This is a genomic window from Sinorhizobium meliloti (genome assembly GCF_017876815.1).
Lineage (GTDB): Bacteria > Pseudomonadota > Alphaproteobacteria > Rhizobiales > Rhizobiaceae > Sinorhizobium > Sinorhizobium meliloti.
Map to the genome: position 1 here is coordinate 913706 of NZ_JAGIOS010000002.1, position 15283 is coordinate 928988.

Here is a 15283-nt window from a genome sequence, read left to right on the forward strand (position 1 = left end):
TCACGCGCTTCGGCTCTCGAAATGTTCCACCAATGCGGCAACCATGCTGTCGCCCATCTGTTGCCGCGTCTCGCGCGTACCGCTGCCCATGTGCGGCGACAGGACGACGCGCGGATCGGTGCGGAGCGCTTCCGGGACGAAAGGCTCCTTCTCGAAGACGTCGAGGGCCGCGCCGGCGATCCCGTTTCCGGCCAGCGCCGTGATGAGCGCCTGTTCGTCGACGATCGTGCCGCGCGAGACGTTCACCAGATAGCCTTCCGGGCCAAGGCTCGCGAGCACGGCGGCATTGACGAGGCCGATCGTCTCGGGACTCGCAGGACAGGTGACGATCAGGAGATCGGCCCAGGCCGCGAGCGCCTCGATGCCGTCGAAATACGGAAGGTCGACAGGCTTGCGTCTCGGGCCGTAATAGGCGGTCGGCGCTCCCATCACGCTCAGCCGGACGGCGACCGCCGAGCCGATATGTCCAAGCCCGACGATCCCCGTCTTCATCGATCTCAGCGAGCGGCCGAGCGGGAAGGCGCTCCCGCCCCACTTGCCCTCGCGCACGAAATCGTGGCCGCGCATGAGGCCGCGCGTGGCCGAAATGCTCAGTGCAAGCGCAAGATCGGCGACATCCTCGGCAAGGATCTTCGACGTGTTGCGGACGACGACGTCACGGGCATGCGCGGTCTCGACATCGATGCCGTCGAGACCGGCGCTGTAGCTGGAGATGATCTCCAGCGCCGGCAGGCGGTCGAGCATGGCCGCATCGATATGGGCGTGCCTGACGGCGATGCCACGAATACGCGCTCCGTACTCGGAAAGAAACGGCCCGATCGCCGAGGCATCCTTCGGCAGCCGGACGGTATTGAAGGTTTCCTTCAGTTCCAGATCGGTCTTTTCCGGCAGTTCGGCGGCCTGAAGGATGGTTATGTCCCGGAGCATCGTCATGCCTAGCGTCCCTTGGTCCGGCGCCAGGCTGCGAATTCCGTCTTCGTCTCATCCTTGGTGGCGGGATAGAGGCCGATGATGGAGCGTCCCTTCAGGACTTCCTCGGTGACGAAGTCTTCGAAGGCCGTCATCTCGACGGCTTCGGCGGCGATCTCGTCGGCAAGATGCGCGGGCACGACGACCACGCCTTCGCGATCCCCGACGACGACGTCTCCCGGCCAGACGGCGACGTCGCCGCAGCCGATCGGAACGTTGATGTCGAGCGCCTGGTGCAGCGTCAGGTTCGTCGGCGCGGAAGGACGGCTGTGATAGGCGGGGATGTCGAGCTCCCCGATTTCCGGGCTGTCCCGGAAACCGCCGTCGGTGACGACGCCGGCGACGCCGCGCACCATCAGCCGCGAAACCAGGATCGAACCCGCGGAAGCCGCCCGCGGATCCTTCCGGCTATCCATCACCATGACGAAACCGGGTGGGCACTTCTCCACGGCCGCGCGCTGCGGGTGTTCGGGATTTTGAAAGGCGGAAAGCTGGTTCAGGTCTTCTCGCGCCGGGATGTATCGAAGGGTAAAGGCCTGGCCGACCATGTTCTTCGCTTTCGGCGCGACCGGACGAACGTCCTGGATGAACTGGTTGCGAAGGCCGCGCTTGAAGAGGGCGGTGCACAAGGTGGCGCAGCTTACGCCTTCGAATTTCCTGCGTGTCTCGTCGGACAGAACATAGGTGGTCATGTTTCCTCCCTGGGAAGTTCGTGAAATCAGAAAATGTCGGGCTCGCCCACGGCTGTTCCGAAGGCGGTTTCGAGAAAGTCGAAGTCGCAGCCTTCATTGGCCTGCTTGATGTGCTTCGAGAACATCCAGCCATAGCCTCGTTCGTATTTGTCGGCGGGGCGCGTCCATGCGGCCCGCCGCATCGCCAATATCTCCTCGTCGACCAGCATGTCGATCGTCCGGTTCGGCACGTCGACGCGGATGATGTCTCCGGTCCTGACGAGCGAAAGGGGCCCGCCGACATGGGACTCCGGCGCCACGTGCAGAATGCAGGCGCCGTAGCTCGTCCCGCTCATGCGGGCGTCGGAGATGCGCAGCATATCGCGATAGCCCTGCTTCAGGATCTTTTTCGGGATCGGCAGCATACCCCATTCCGGCATGCCGGGCCCGCCCTTGGGCCCCGCATTTCTGAGGATGAGCACGTGGTCGGGCGTGACGTCGAGATCCTCGTCGTCGATGGCGGCCTTCATCTCCGGATAGCTGTCGAAGACGAGCGCCGGCCCCTCATGGACCCGCAGCCGCTCCTCGCAGGCGGACGGCTTCACGACGCAGCCATCCGGCGCCAGATTGCCCTTGAGGACGGCCAGCGAGCCTTCATGATAGATCGGGTTGGAAAGCGGCCGGATGACGTCGGAATTGTGCACCTCCGCCCCTTCGAGCGTCGCCCCCAACGGAAATCCGCTCACCGTCATCGCGTCGAGATGCAACAGCTCCTTCATCTCCGCCATCAGCGCGCGCAGGCCGCCGGCATAATAGAAATCCTCCATGAGGTACTGCTTGCCGGAAGGCCTGATATTGGCGATGACGGGCGTCGTGCGGCTGATCCCGTCGAGATCTTCGAGCGTCAGCGGCACCCCGGCCCGTCGCGCCATGGCGATGAGATGCACCACGGCATTGGTCGAACAGCCGGTCGCCATTGCTACGGCACTCGCATTTGCGACCGACTTCTCGGTGATGATCTTCTCAGGTCCCAGCTTCTCGTGAACCATCTCGACGATCCGCCTGCCGCATCGCGTGCTCATACGGATGTGGTTGGCGTCGGCTGCGGGGATCGAGCTGGCGCCGGGAAGCGTCAAACCGAGCGACTCGGCGATCGCCGTCATCGTGCTTGCCGTTCCGAAGGTCATGCAATGGCCGTAGGAGCGGGCGATCCCCTCCTCCACGCCGATCCATTGCTCATCCGTTATCGTTCCCGCGCGGCGCTCGTCCCAATACTTCCATGCATCCGAGCCGGAGCCGAGATGCTCGCCCTTGTAGTGCCCGCGCAGCATCGGGCCGGCCGGCAGGAAGATCATCGGGAGGCCGGCGCTGATCGCACCCATGACGAGGGCAGGCGTGGTCTTGTCGCACCCGCCCATCAGTACGGCCCCGTCGATCGGGTGGCCGCGCAGCAATTCCTCCGCCTCCATGGCCAGGAAGTTTCGATAGAGCATCGTCGTCGGCTTGAGCGAGCTTTCCGAGAGCGACTGCACCGGCAGTTCGACGGGAAACCCGCCGGCCTGCAGCACGCCGCGTTTCACGTCGTCGATCCGGTGCTTGAAATGAGCGTGGCACGGATTGAGATCCGACCATGTGTTCAGGATGGCGATGATCGGCTTCTCGCCCCAGTCCTTGGCGTCGTAGCCCATCTGCATCAGGCGGGAGCGGTGACCGGAAGAGCGCAGGTCATCGGGGGCAAACCACCGTGCGCTACGAAGTGTGGATGTCATTGGCTTGGATATTCCCGACAGGTGGATCTTCCACGCGGGTGTAGCATGGCGGGAAACGGGGCGCAATACACTAATGCATTAGTGTAGATCTGGCGGGCCGGGAGCAGCCTCCAGTGCTCCGGCCACGTTCTAACTCAATGCGTCGTCAGCACCTTCACTCCGCCCCTCCGCTCCAGGACGTCGACCACGACCTGGGATCTCGACCGTCTCAGGGCGATGTCGACCATGCCCGAACCGACCCGCAGCCGTTTCAGCACGACCTCGTCCAGGAAGGGCGGGAGCGTCGGCTCGTTCAGGGTGACATGCATCCTGCCGGCATCGAAGCCGAGTCCGATCATCGACTGGAGCAGATAGAGGGGGGCAGCCGCCGCCCAGGCCTGCGGGACGCAGGAAACCGGATAGAAGGTCGGACCGCGGGCGCGCTGGCGCGCGAAGCCGCAAAATAGCTCCGGCAGACGTCTGAGGTCGGTGTAGGTGGAGGCCGCGAACAGCCCTTCGAAGATGCTCGCCGCCTCGGCTTGAAAGCCGTAGCGCACGAAGCCTGCCGCGATCAGCGCATTGTCGTGCGGCCAGACGGAGCCGTTATGGTAGCTCATCGGATTGTAACGCGCCTCCGAGGCGGCGATCGTGCGCACGCCCCAGCCGCAGAAGGAGGATTGCGCCATCAGCGTCGACACTACCCTGCCGGCGCGCTCCGGCAGGGCGATGCCGGTGAAGAGCGCATGGCCTGCATTGGAGGAGCGGACGCGGCAGGGGTTCTTTTCCCCGTCGAGGGCCAGCGAATAGGTTCCAAGCTCATCGTCGAAAAAGGCCGTGTCGAACCGGATGCGCAGCTCTTCGGCCCGTCGTTCGAGCCTCAGCGCATCCTCGACATGGCCGAGCTTGCGCGACAGCCGCGCGGCCGCCTGCCAGGCGCCGAAGACATAGGCCTGTACCTCGGCGGTCGCGATCGGCCCCGAGGCCAGATTGCCCCCGGCATGGAAGATCGAATCGTGGCTGTCCTTCCAGCACTGGTTCACCAGGCCCTTTGCGGTGCGGCTTCCATATTCGACGAAGCCGTCGCCGTCGCGGTCGCCGAAACGGTCGATCCAGTCAAGCGCCGCCACCACGTTCGGCCAGAGGTTCCGCACGGTATCGAGATCGCCGGTGCGATCGAGATAGGCGCCGGCAAGCATGATGAAGAGAGGGGTCGAGTCGATGCTGCCGTAATAGCGCCGGAAGGGCACCTCGCCGAGTTCCGCCATTTCGCCGTAGCGCATCTCATGCAGGATCTTGCCCGGCTCCGCATCGGCGGCGGGGTCGAAATCGGTCGCCTGATTGGCGGCAAGATGCCTGAGCACGCCTTTCGCGATTTCCGGGTCCAGCCACAGTGTTTCGAGTGCGGTGATGAGCGCGTCGCGGCCGAAGACGGTGCTGAACCAGGGGATGCCGGCGTAAGGGTAGGGACCTTCGGGTGTCTCCGTAAGCAGCATGTAGAGGTCGGTGACGCTGCGCCTCACCGCCTCGTTGAACACGGCGTTGGAGGTCACGACCGCGGCGGCGCGCGAGGCGGAATAGCGCAACGCCCTCCTGGCATCGCGCAACGCCAGAAAGAAGGTGAAGGCCGGAGGGTGCGGATTGTCTTCGAGACTGTTGCAGGCGATTTCGATGAAGATCGATTGCGCCTGATGCGGTGCGAGTTCGACGACAAAGCTCGCCTCCCGTCCGGTGAGCCTCTGCGGCTCCGGATCGAAGCGGAGCGTCGTGCTGCGGGTCTGGCCGTCGAGGCCGTCATAGGCCAGGACGACCCGGGCGTTGCCGACCAGCGCGCTGTGATGGGTGCCGCGGCGTCGCCTGGGGGTGCCACGCACCTCGAAAAGGTCGGCGAAGTCGGCGGCGAAGGACAATTCGACCTGCAGCCTTCTCGGCACTTCATCGAAGTTTCGCAGGACCAGGCGTTCGTAGCAGGCCTCCTGCCAGAGGAACCGGGTACGCCGCACGTGAATGAGGTCATGCTTCAAGACCTCGCCACCGGGATCGAGCACGAGAGCCGGGTTGGTGAGATCGCAGTCGAGCGTGGCATTGTCGTCCCTGAGCGTGGAACTCAGCAACAGCGACCGGGCGCCGTTCAATGTCAGCACGAACTCCGACAGATGGCGGGTGTCGCGGTGGAAGATCCCCTCCGGATTGGAAGGAGAGGAAAACGCATCGCCGTTGTGGTCGAACACTGCGAAGGTATCGCCGTGTTTCAGCGATCTGGAGCTTCGCTCGTAACGCGAGACCGCTGCGGGTCCCAGGTCGTCCGCAGATGTCACGTCGGGGGCGGCTTCGGCCGGCCCCCCGGAGAGATTGGTTCCCATCGGATCGGTCTCCGTTGCATCGGAGCAGGGTGAGGGTGGTGCGTGCCGTGTTCCGCCCGCATCCCGCTCTCGCTCCTCGAGTAGATCACGATGCGTTCAGGTCGATCAGAACTCATCCGTGATCCGGTATCAGGCGACCCTGGCAGAGCCGGGGCCGGCACCGCTTTCGTTCGCCGCATGGATCGGCATGACCCTTTGGGCGCCGCCTGCCAGGGCGCGATAGAGATCCAGATAGTCATCTGCCATGCGTCGGGCGGTGAAGCGTCTGTCGAAGGTCGCCCGGACCGTGTGGCGATCGAGCCGGTCGAGATCGTGGACCGCCTTCACGGCCTCCTCCATGCTGTCGACGATAAAGCCCGACACGGCGTGGTCGATCACCTCCGGCACCGCGCCGCAGCGGAAGGCGACCACCGGCGTGCCGCAGGCCATCGCCTCGATCATCACCAGCCCGAATGGTTCGGGCCAATCGATCGGGAAGAGGAGGGCGCGTGCATTTCCGAGGAATTCGCCCTTCTGACATTCGTCGATTTCGCCGATGAATTCGACATTCGGATAGCGTCGGACAAGCGGCTCGATCTCGTTCAGCCAGTAGGCCTCGTCCGCTTTGTCGACCTTGGCGGCGATTTTCAGCGGCATGCCGACCCGGGCAGCGATTTCGATCGCGCGGTCGGGCCGCTTTTCGGGCGAGATGCGGCCTAGGAAGGCGAGATAATCGCCCCTCGGCTGGCCGGTGAAGGGAAGGACGTCAGGAGCCAGACCATGATGGACCGTCGCGACCCAATTGACCGGCGGCATCGGTTTTCGCTGGTCGTCGGAGATCGAAATCAGGGGAACATCCGGGAATGCGGCGTAGAAGGGCTGGAGGTCGGGCAGATCGAGGCGGCCGTGCAGCGTCGTCACCGTCTTTCCTGCGAGGCTGCGAACGAGGGGAAAATGCAGGAGATCGATGTGGAAGTGCAGGACGTCGAAGCCGTTGGCCTGCCGGCGCACTTCCTCCAGCATCAGCATGTGATAGGGGATAGGATCCTGAACCGCAGGGTTCAATCTCAGCGCCATATCCGAGCAGGGGATGAGCTTTGCCGAGGTCATCGAGTCGCCGCTCGCGAAGAGCGTGACCTCATGGCCCTGTCGGACGAGCTCTTCCGTCAGGTGGTGAACGACGCGCTCGGTTCCGCCGTAGAGCTTCGGCGGGACACGTTCGAACAGCGGTGCGATCTGGGCTATCTTCATGAACGACGCTCCTTTGGATCGGGATGTCAGAAGCGTTGTGGGCCTCCATTGTGAACCTCCGGGGGCCGGACGACATCTATGATCTAGTCGATGCGCCGTGCTCTTCAAGAGCAACGGCGAACCGACGCGACCGGATGATCACGGATCTGTTCTTTATGGAGGTGGGGGCTCAGGCCGCTCTTGCCGCCTCCACGAAAGCCGCGATCTTGTCGATATCCTTGCGAAAGCCGCCTCCGGGAAGCGGCTGGTTCGTGTGGGTGAGGGAATCGTCCGCCCAGGGGCGGACGGCTTCGATGGCCGCCTGAACGTTTTCCGGCTTGAATATGCTCTTCCTCAACGGTCAGGCCGCTGAACGGCACCTGGCAGATCGGCGCATCGGCGGACGCGCCGGAAGGCTTCGACCTCGGTTATTTCGCCTTCCCGCCTGAGAGGATGCGTTGCGGGCAGCCAAATAGCTACGGTCCTATGTGAAGAGCGGGCCGGCCAGCGATCTCATGCGGCAGCTACCACCTCGATCTCGACCAACCATTCCGGGACAAGGGTTTCGGCCACGATCGCAGTTGTCGGGATACGACGATTGCCCAAAGCCGCAATGCGGACATTCTGGTTCGCCTCGGCATAAGAGGCATCGCGCAAGTAGCTCGTCAACCGCACAATATTGTCGGTCGTCATGTTTGCTTCGGCGAGGATGCGCCGGATATTGGACCAGATCAGCAATAGCTGTTCTTCCAGGCTGTCTGGAGCCTTCCCTTCGGGATCAAGCCCCAGTGCCACTGACAAACAGAAACCGTGCCGCGCCGCTCACCTCCATCGCATGCACATAGTCGTCGGTAGCTGGATAGATGCCGTTGCGCGGGTTCCGTGGAATCATCTGCATTCGGAGTGTCCTTTCGTCTGAGTCGGCAAGCATCAAGCCTCGGCGGGCGCATCGGCTAACGCCCGACAAAGGGTCGCACGATGCACACCCAAGAGCCGAGCGACCTCGGCCACCGGCTTTTCCTCGTCTTTGATGAGCTTCCGGGCGTTTTCGATCTGCGCGGCGGACAGGGCAGGGGAGGGACCGAACCGCACGCCTCGCGCCTTCGCCGGGATCCGGCCGGCGCTGGTGCGCTCTACGATCAAGGACCGCTCGAAATCCGCGATCCCGGCGAACGCGGTCGACACCATGTGGCTACGCGCTGCCACGCTTCGAGGCTGTCGAACGCCATGAGGCTCATACCAGCTCGCCAGGGTGTTTCCCCCATGACGACGCTGGCGACACGCGGCACGGCTAGGATTCGTCGTCGTCATGCTCGATCTCCGTCAAATCCCCGTCCCGCAAAGGTGCTTCGTAGTCTTGGCCGCCGTAATAGACGCCGATGATATTCACGGTGCCGTCCGCTACCTCAAACAGAATCGTCACACGCCGGCGAAACCCAAGCGTTCGCAAGCCTGGCCGAAGATCGTCGCGGCGCGTGCCTCGGTGCGGAAAGGTTTGCAGCTTCCCGCAATAGTCCACGATGGAATCGACATAGCGCGCCGCCACGGCGGGCGACGCTGCCCCGGAAATATGGCGAGCTGGTCGCGAGCCTCCGGGGTGAAATGAACGGTGTGCGTCACGCCGGGTCAGATCGCTTACGCTTGCTGGCAAGATGCTGGCGTACCTGGTCAACGCTGAGCGCCCGGCTCGGGTTGGCCTTTAGCTTGTCGTAGGCGGCAACGCCTTCCGTGCGCAGCCAGCTTTCAAGGGCCTTGTCGCGCGCCTGCAAGGCGCGCAGCCCGTCGCGGATAACCTCGCTCTCGCTGGCATACTCGCCCGACGAAACCTTCGTCTTGACCATCTGTGCCATTTCATTCGGCAACGTGACGCTGAATTGTTGCGTGCTGCGCATGGGAATCTCCCGTTTCGGATCGTGCTAAGTAGGATTGAACACTACCACATATAGACCGATCGGGAAACGCAGCAAACGGTCGGAGCGATCCTGCCTACATGATTGCACGCAAGCATGATGGCTTGGCAACTATTCCCCGCCCTCACGAACGACCGGGAAATTGTATTTGCGAAAAGCAGGTTCAGCGCCTTGGCCACAAGCCGCTCCTGCGGAATCCGCTAACCCTTGTCGTCGCGCGTTCGAAAGCTGACTTCTTCCAGCGTTTCCCAATAGGCGGGCGGCAATTGGTGGGTTTTGGCTGTCTCGCCAGCCCGTATAACGGAATGTAGGTGCCGGCCGGCAGCGGGCTGGCAGCAGGCCGCTTCGGCTCTACCGGCGTGTCGGAAGCGGCCGGAGCTGCTGGCGCGGCCGCCGGCTGTTCGGCCGTCTTGATGGCGGTGTCGAGAATGCGCTTACGGAAGAAACGAAGGTGCTCTATGTCGAGGCGATCGCCGGAGTTGGCGCATGCGCGCAGCATCGTGGTGATCTGCGAATACCTTAGCGTCGCCGGCGGTCTGCCGCCCGCGTGATTTCGGGGTCGACGTCGTCGTCGAGATCGCGACCACGTTCATCGGCGGACAGAATGATGCCGTGGGCGGAGTCATCACCCTCAATCCGACATCCTGCCGCCGGACTGTCTCGAAGACGGGGAAGTGCCCTAAATCACGAGAGCTTGCGGCTCGCTCCCATGAGAAACTCCTTCATTTTCGCGGCCGCCGGCGAGAGCATCGGTTGGCGGTATTGCAGAATGGAGATGTTGCGGCTGATGACCGGATCGACCAGCTCGACGATCCGGACGTCCACATTGGTCGTGAGCTGGCGGGAGTTTTCCGGAAGGATCGCGATACCCAGGCCCTCCGCCACCATGCTGATCGCCGTCGTCGAGAAACGCACCTCGTATCTCGTCTTGACCTCTACACCGGAGGCGATCAGCGCGCGGTCGACGAGCCCGCGCAGGGGATTGTCCTTTGCCAGTCCGATCAGGCCCTCGCCTGCAAGGCTTGCCCAGCTCACCTGCCGCGCCTTTGCGAATCTGTGGTCGGAGCGGCAAATCAAAGTGAGCTGGTCCCGCATCAGCACGCTGGCCTGGATCTCCGGATCGTCGGCAGAAACGGTGCCGATGCCGAGGTCCGCCTCGTTCCGCTTCAATGCGGAGCGGATCTCCTCCTCCGGCATGTCCCGCACCTGCACCGATATGTCGGGATAGCGCTTGACGAAGCGCGCGATGACCGGCGGCAGCAAGGTCGCAGCAAGCACGATTGCCGCCGCGATCGTGACCCGGCCGCGCTGCAGGCTCGCCAGTTCGTGCACATTCGCAACCGCTATCTCGAGGTCCGACATGACCTTGCGGGCCTGCGGCAAAAATTCCGCTCCGGCCGTCGTCAGGCTGACCATGCGTGTGTGCCGGTCGAACAGCCGATGCTTGAGGGCAACCTCCAGATCCTTGATCAGGATGCTGATCGCCGACTGCGTAAGTCCGAGGTGATCGGCTGCCAGATGGAAACGCCCGAGTTCGGCCACGGCAATGAAGGCCTGCAACTGGCGAAGTGTCACATTCATCGGTACTTCTCTGTCTCGCGCCAGGCAGCAGCGCTGCCTGTTCCCGTTCCGCTTGAGCCAAGTTCCCCTTTTTCGGGCGCAAAAACAATGGATGTACCCGCGATCGCCTTAGACCGGTTCCTCAAGCTGCCGATAGCGGAGATTTGCCGGCCATCAGCAGCCCGATCTCTTCCAGACGGCTGCGGTCGGGCGGAATCTCGCCGACGAGGCGGCCTTCATACATGACGAGGATGCGGTCGGAGAGCGTGAACAATTCCTCGAGCTCCGTGGATATCAGCAGAATGGCCTTGCCGGCGCTGCGCTGCTCGAGAATCTTGTGCATCACCAGCTCGGTCGCTCCGATGTCGATACCGCGCGTAAGCTGATTGATCAGCAGGAAATCGAACCGGCGGTCCAACTCGCGCCCGACGACGAGCTTCTGCTGATTGCCGCCCGACAAATTCCGGATGCGGTCGCCCGGTCCCGACGCCTTGACCTTGAAGCGGCGCATGAGATCACGGGTCTGCCTCGTGATCTCGTTCAGGTCGAGCAATCCACGAGACGAGAAGGGAGGCTTATCGAACCGCTGAAGGATCACATTCTCCGTCAGTGGCAGCGGCAGCACGATGCCCATCCTGTGGCGGTCCTCGGGGATATGCGCCATAGGCAATTGATTGATCTCGTAGGACGACAGGCCCGCCAGCTGGGTCCCGTCGAGCGTGACGCTGCCGGAGGCAACCGGAAGAAGCCCCGTCAGGGCCAGCGCCAGCTCGCTCTGGCCATTGCCGGAGACGCCTGCGATCCCGACTATTTCATTGGCCCTGACCTCGAAAGATACGTCTCGCAGCGCCGGAAGCCCGGCTTCGCCGTCGCAGCTGAGATGCTCGACCGACAGCACGACACGGCCGGGCTCGAGAGGTGCCCGCGGCAAATCCATCAGAACGTCTCTGCCGACCATCATGCGCGCCAGCTCGCGCGCGGTCGTCTCGGACGTTTTCACCGTACGGACGACCTTGGCATCGCGCATGACGCTGACGCGATCACTGACGCGCATCACCTCGTCCAGTTTGTGCGAAATGAAGATGACCGTCTTTCCGTCTGCGACGAGTTGGCGAAGCAGATGCAGGAGACGGTCGGTTTCCTGAGGCGTCAGGACCGCGGTCGGCTCGTCCAGGATCAGCAGTTCGATGCCGTGGTAGAGCACCTTCAAGATCTCGACCCGCTGCCGTTCGCCAACCGACAGGCTGGAGACGAGCGCGTCGGGCGCGACGTCGAGACCGTAGCGGTCGCTGAGCTCCAGAATGCGCGCATGTACCGCCCTCATGTCGCGGATCATGCTGAAGGGCGAGCCCTGTCCTAGCACGTAGTTTTCCGCGACCGTGAGGTTGGGGACCAGCATGAAGTGCTGGTGGACCATGCCGATCCGATGTTTGATGGCTTCGCGGGGGGAGCCTAGCTTGAGTGGCCGTCCCTTGAAGACGATCTGCCCTTCATTGGGCGAGAGAACACCGCAAAGAATGCTCATCAGAACGGTCTTGCCGGCGCCGTTTTCGCCAAGCAGCGCGTGAATCTCGTTCTCCTCGACGTCGAGGGTCACGCCTGCGCTGACGATGAGCGGTCCGAATCGTTTATGGATTCCATCCATCAAAAGCAGTTGTTTGCCCGCCATTTCTCCCCCTCAGCTTTTCTTGTAGGCGACGCCGAGCATGCTCGGTGTGTCGACCCGGTTTCGGACAAGTATCAGCGCCGCGATCGTCATGACGTAGGGCAGAGCCTGGAAGAGCTGATAAGGGAGGAAGAGCACCGGCTGCGCCTGCAATTGCAGCTGCAGCGCATAGAACACCCCGAAGAGCAGCGAGACGATGAAGGCGCCGATGGGCGACCATCTCGCAAAGACGACCACGGCAAGGGCGATGAAGCCGCGGCCCGAGGAAATGCCTTCGACGAACTGGTTGGAGTGGGCGAGCGTCAGGAAGGCGCCGCCGAGCGCCGCGAGCGCCGAGCAGATAAGCACCGCGCCGTAGCGGTAGAGCGCCACGCTGCGGCCCGAAACGTCGACAGCCTTGGGATGCTCGCCGACGGCGCGAAGCGTCAGTCCGAACGACGTCCTGTAGAGCACGAAGACGGCAAGCGCGGCCACCGGTAGCGTGCTGTAGACAAAGGCGTTCTGCCGGAAGAACGCTTCGCCGAAGAACGGCAGATCGCTCAGCCACGGCAGATCGACAGGCTTGGCGATTTCGATGCCCTTGCCGGCCGAGGAAAAATAGGCGCGGAACAGAAAGGCCGTCAGGCCGAGGCCGAGCAGGTTGATGGCGGCGCCCACCACGATCTGGTCCGCCTTGATCGTGATGGTGAAGAACGCAAACAACAGGCCGACGAGAACACCTGCCGCGACCGCCGCGGCGACACCGACCAGGATGCTTCCGCTGGTGAAGGCGGCGGCGAAACCCGCAAAGGCACCCGCAAGCATCACGCCTTCGAGGCCGATATTGAGGACACCGGCGCGCTCGGAAAACACTTCGCCGATCGATGCGAACATCAGCGGCGCTGCCAGCCGCCATGAGGCTGCAATGGTCGCGGCGAGAAAGCTCAGGCTAGCTACATCTTCCATGGGTCCACCTATTCGGAAGGGCGCATCGACGGGATCCGCAACACGGCAAATCCCACGACCGAGAGAATGACGATGCCCTGAATCACGAGCACGAGAACCTGAGGCACCTGTGCCGTGATCTGCATGAGCTCGGAGCCGCTTCGCAGAATTGCAAACAAGAGGCCGGAGAAGACCGCTCCGATCGGATTGTTGTTTGCGAGAAGAGCGACCGCGATGCCTTCGAAGCCATAGCCCGGAGAGATCGACTGAAAGAGCCGCCGGGTGACGCCGGCGATCTCGAAGGCCCCTGCGAGCCCGGCCATGCTGCCGCTCAGGCAGATCGACAGCATGATGTTCCTGGGAACGCTGATCCCGGCATAGCGCGCGGCGTCCGGGCTGATGCCGACCACCCTCAGCGCATAGCCCCGGGTGCTGCGGAACAGAAAGATGTACATCACGACGGCCAGCGCCAGGGCGACGAGGATGCCGATATGGAGGCGGGTCGGCGGCAGGATGCGCGGCATCCATGCCTCCTGGACCAGCCGGGCCGACTGCGGATAGGCCGCAGCCGCATCCCGCAGCGGGCCGGTCACGAGATAGCTCGTCATGATAATGGCGATGTAATTCAGCATGATCGTCGTCACGATCTCGCTGGCCCGGAAATAGACCTTCAGAAGTCCGGCGATCGCCGCCCATGCCGCACCTGCAAGAGCGCCTGCAATCATGACCAGCGGGACGTAGATCCACGCGGTCAACCCGTCGAAGGAAACGCCGACGGCGGTTGCGGCGATGGCGCCGGCATAGAATTGCCCCTCGGCGCCGATGTTCCAGATGCTGCAGCGGAAGGCGACGCAAAGGCCGACGCCGATCAGGATCAGCGGCGTTGCTTTCAGGAGAATTTCGGCGATCGAGCGGGTGTCCTGGAAGACGCCAAGCACCATCACATCGATCACGGCGCGTGCTTCGTAACCGTTGAAGGCAAGGAGCGCCGCGCCGCATGCGAGAGCCAGAACAACAGCGGCGGCCGGCTGGATAATCGTGCGTAAAGGACCGAGCAGGCCTCGCCAAAGGGCGCCATAGGCCTGGGGGACGACCGCCAGCGGCTGTCCACTTTCACTGTTTGCCATGAGTTTGCTGCCTTCGGATTAGGAAAAGCCTGAAGCTTTCCATCGAACAATCGATCGAAGCGGTTATCGTGGCAGAATGGGGCACACGCCGAACGGCGCCGGTCCGGCCCAACCTATCGGGCAGTGCCCCATCCTTCTCGCGCCTGCGGTCGTTATTTCTGCCGGGTCTTGATTTCTCCGGCGGCGATCTTGCCCTTCACCTCATCGACGTATTTGCGCACGTCCTCCGTCACGGGATTTGCAGCCTGATCATTGTAGGTGAACTTCATGACGTCGGCATCTTTCAGGCCGAACTCGACATTGGTCGTCGGCTTTTTGCCGTTCCTGATGTCTCCGACGATGCGGATGACGCCCCGGGCATAGTCGGCGACGTAAAGCCCGAGGATGTTCTTGGGAGCGACCGAGGTGTAGTCGCTGAAGATGCTGAAGGTCTTGACGTCGGCACCGGATTCCGCGGCGGCCTGGAAACCGCCCACCGTCGCCCCTGAAGCATTCGGCAGCACGAAGTCGGCCCCTTGCGAGATCAGGCTGAGGCTCGCCTCCTTGGTCGCGGTCGCATCGGTGAAGTTGCCGATATAGACCTCGCTGACGGGGAAGTCCGGCGCGACGCTTCGCACACCGTTGGTGAAGCCCTCGAAGGCCTCCTTGATCGGCGGGATCTCCATCCCTCCGACGAGACCCGCCTTCTTGCCCGTCTTGGCCGCGATCACGCCCATCAGGTAGAAGGGCTGGCTCGTATCCGTGTTGAGGCCGATGACATTTCCCTCGAATATATAGCTCGAGGAAATGAGAAAGACCGTATCGGGATATTCCGGCGCGACCTCGAGAGCGGCATCCTGAAACTCGAAGCCGTGCCCGAGAATGACGTTGTAGCCCTGGCTGGCGAAGTCACGGAAGGCTTTCTCGAAGGATGCCGGGTTCTGCTGCAGCTCGACATAGCTGACCTCGGCACCAAGTTCCGCCTCCACGCCCTTGAGTGCGTTGAAGCCTATCCTGTTCCATCCTTCTTCCGAAACACTGCCGGGAACCAGCAGTCCCATCTTGAACGGTGAGCCCTCGGCGAAAGCCGGCCCCGCGGCAATGAGCGCGGCCATTGCAACCGCCGACCCCAAACAGCCTCTTCTGGTAATCATCATGAT

The 15283-nt window shown here is 63.0% G+C and carries 15 protein-coding genes and 1 pseudogene; all 16 read right to left on the bottom strand.

The features are described from left to right. Positions 1-933, bottom strand: coding sequence for a 2-hydroxyacid dehydrogenase (locus JOH52_RS23165; RefSeq protein ID WP_014530843.1), 933 nt, complete (start codon positions 931-933; stop codon positions 1-3). 2 nt (positions 934-935) lie between these two features. Beyond that, positions 936-1661, bottom strand: a complete 726-nt coding sequence (locus JOH52_RS23170; RefSeq protein ID WP_010975034.1) for a ribonuclease activity regulator RraA — start codon at positions 1659-1661, stop codon at positions 936-938. 26 nt (positions 1662-1687) lie between these two features. Continuing rightward, positions 1688-3409, bottom strand: coding sequence for an L-arabinonate dehydratase (gene araD / locus JOH52_RS23175; protein ID WP_014527618.1), 1722 nt, complete (start codon positions 3407-3409; stop codon positions 1688-1690). A gap of 134 nt (positions 3410-3543) precedes the next feature. Beyond that, entirely contained in the window at positions 3544-5748 is a 2205-nt protein-coding gene (locus JOH52_RS23180; RefSeq protein WP_010975036.1) for an amylo-alpha-1,6-glucosidase, read from the bottom strand. Between the two features lie 129 nt (positions 5749-5877). After that, positions 5878-6978, bottom strand: coding sequence for a glycosyltransferase family 4 protein (locus JOH52_RS23185; RefSeq protein ID WP_010975037.1), 1101 nt, complete (start codon positions 6976-6978; stop codon positions 5878-5880). A 169-nt stretch (positions 6979-7147) separates the two neighbouring features. Further along, the gene (locus tag JOH52_RS23190) at positions 7148-7315 is read right to left on the bottom strand and encodes an N-(5'-phosphoribosyl)anthranilate isomerase (RefSeq protein ID WP_014530842.1); all 168 of its coding nucleotides are present in this window, start codon (positions 7313-7315) and stop codon (positions 7148-7150) included. A gap of 155 nt (positions 7316-7470) precedes the next feature. Next, positions 7471-7855, bottom strand: a pseudogene (locus tag JOH52_RS23195) (RidA family protein). Between the two features lie 32 nt (positions 7856-7887). Next, positions 7888-8100: a helix-turn-helix domain-containing protein gene (locus JOH52_RS36530; RefSeq protein ID WP_234833892.1), complete on the bottom strand. Its 213-nt coding sequence runs from the start codon at positions 8098-8100 to the stop codon at positions 7888-7890. Continuing rightward, complete coding sequence (locus tag JOH52_RS36535) at positions 8097-8222, bottom strand: hypothetical protein (protein WP_231198600.1); 126 nt, start codon at positions 8220-8222, stop codon at positions 8097-8099. Before JOH52_RS36535 ends, JOH52_RS36530 begins: the two co-directional genes overlap by 4 nt. A gap of 26 nt (positions 8223-8248) precedes the next feature. Continuing rightward, the gene (locus tag JOH52_RS23205; RefSeq protein ID WP_017265847.1) at positions 8249-8503 is read right to left on the bottom strand and encodes a type II toxin-antitoxin system RelE/ParE family toxin; all 255 of its coding nucleotides are present in this window, start codon (positions 8501-8503) and stop codon (positions 8249-8251) included. A 70-nt stretch (positions 8504-8573) separates the two neighbouring features. Beyond that, entirely contained in the window at positions 8574-8849 is a 276-nt protein-coding gene (locus tag JOH52_RS23210) for a type II toxin-antitoxin system ParD family antitoxin (protein WP_003536795.1), read from the bottom strand. A 702-nt stretch (positions 8850-9551) separates the two neighbouring features. Next, the gene (locus JOH52_RS23220) at positions 9552-10448 is read right to left on the bottom strand and encodes a LysR family transcriptional regulator (RefSeq protein ID WP_013850166.1); all 897 of its coding nucleotides are present in this window, start codon (positions 10446-10448) and stop codon (positions 9552-9554) included. A gap of 121 nt (positions 10449-10569) precedes the next feature. Then, complete coding sequence (locus JOH52_RS23225) at positions 10570-12096, bottom strand: ABC transporter ATP-binding protein (protein ID WP_013850165.1); 1527 nt, start codon at positions 12094-12096, stop codon at positions 10570-10572. A 9-nt stretch (positions 12097-12105) separates the two neighbouring features. Further along, positions 12106-13038, bottom strand: a complete 933-nt coding sequence (locus tag JOH52_RS23230) for an ABC transporter permease (protein ID WP_014530837.1) — start codon at positions 13036-13038, stop codon at positions 12106-12108. Between the two features lie 8 nt (positions 13039-13046). After that, positions 13047-14144: an ABC transporter permease gene (locus tag JOH52_RS23235; RefSeq protein WP_013850163.1), complete on the bottom strand. Its 1098-nt coding sequence runs from the start codon at positions 14142-14144 to the stop codon at positions 13047-13049. Between the two features lie 152 nt (positions 14145-14296). Next, positions 14297-15280, bottom strand: coding sequence for a BMP family protein (locus tag JOH52_RS23240; protein ID WP_013850162.1), 984 nt, complete (start codon positions 15278-15280; stop codon positions 14297-14299). Positions 15281-15283 lie beyond the last annotated feature (3 nt).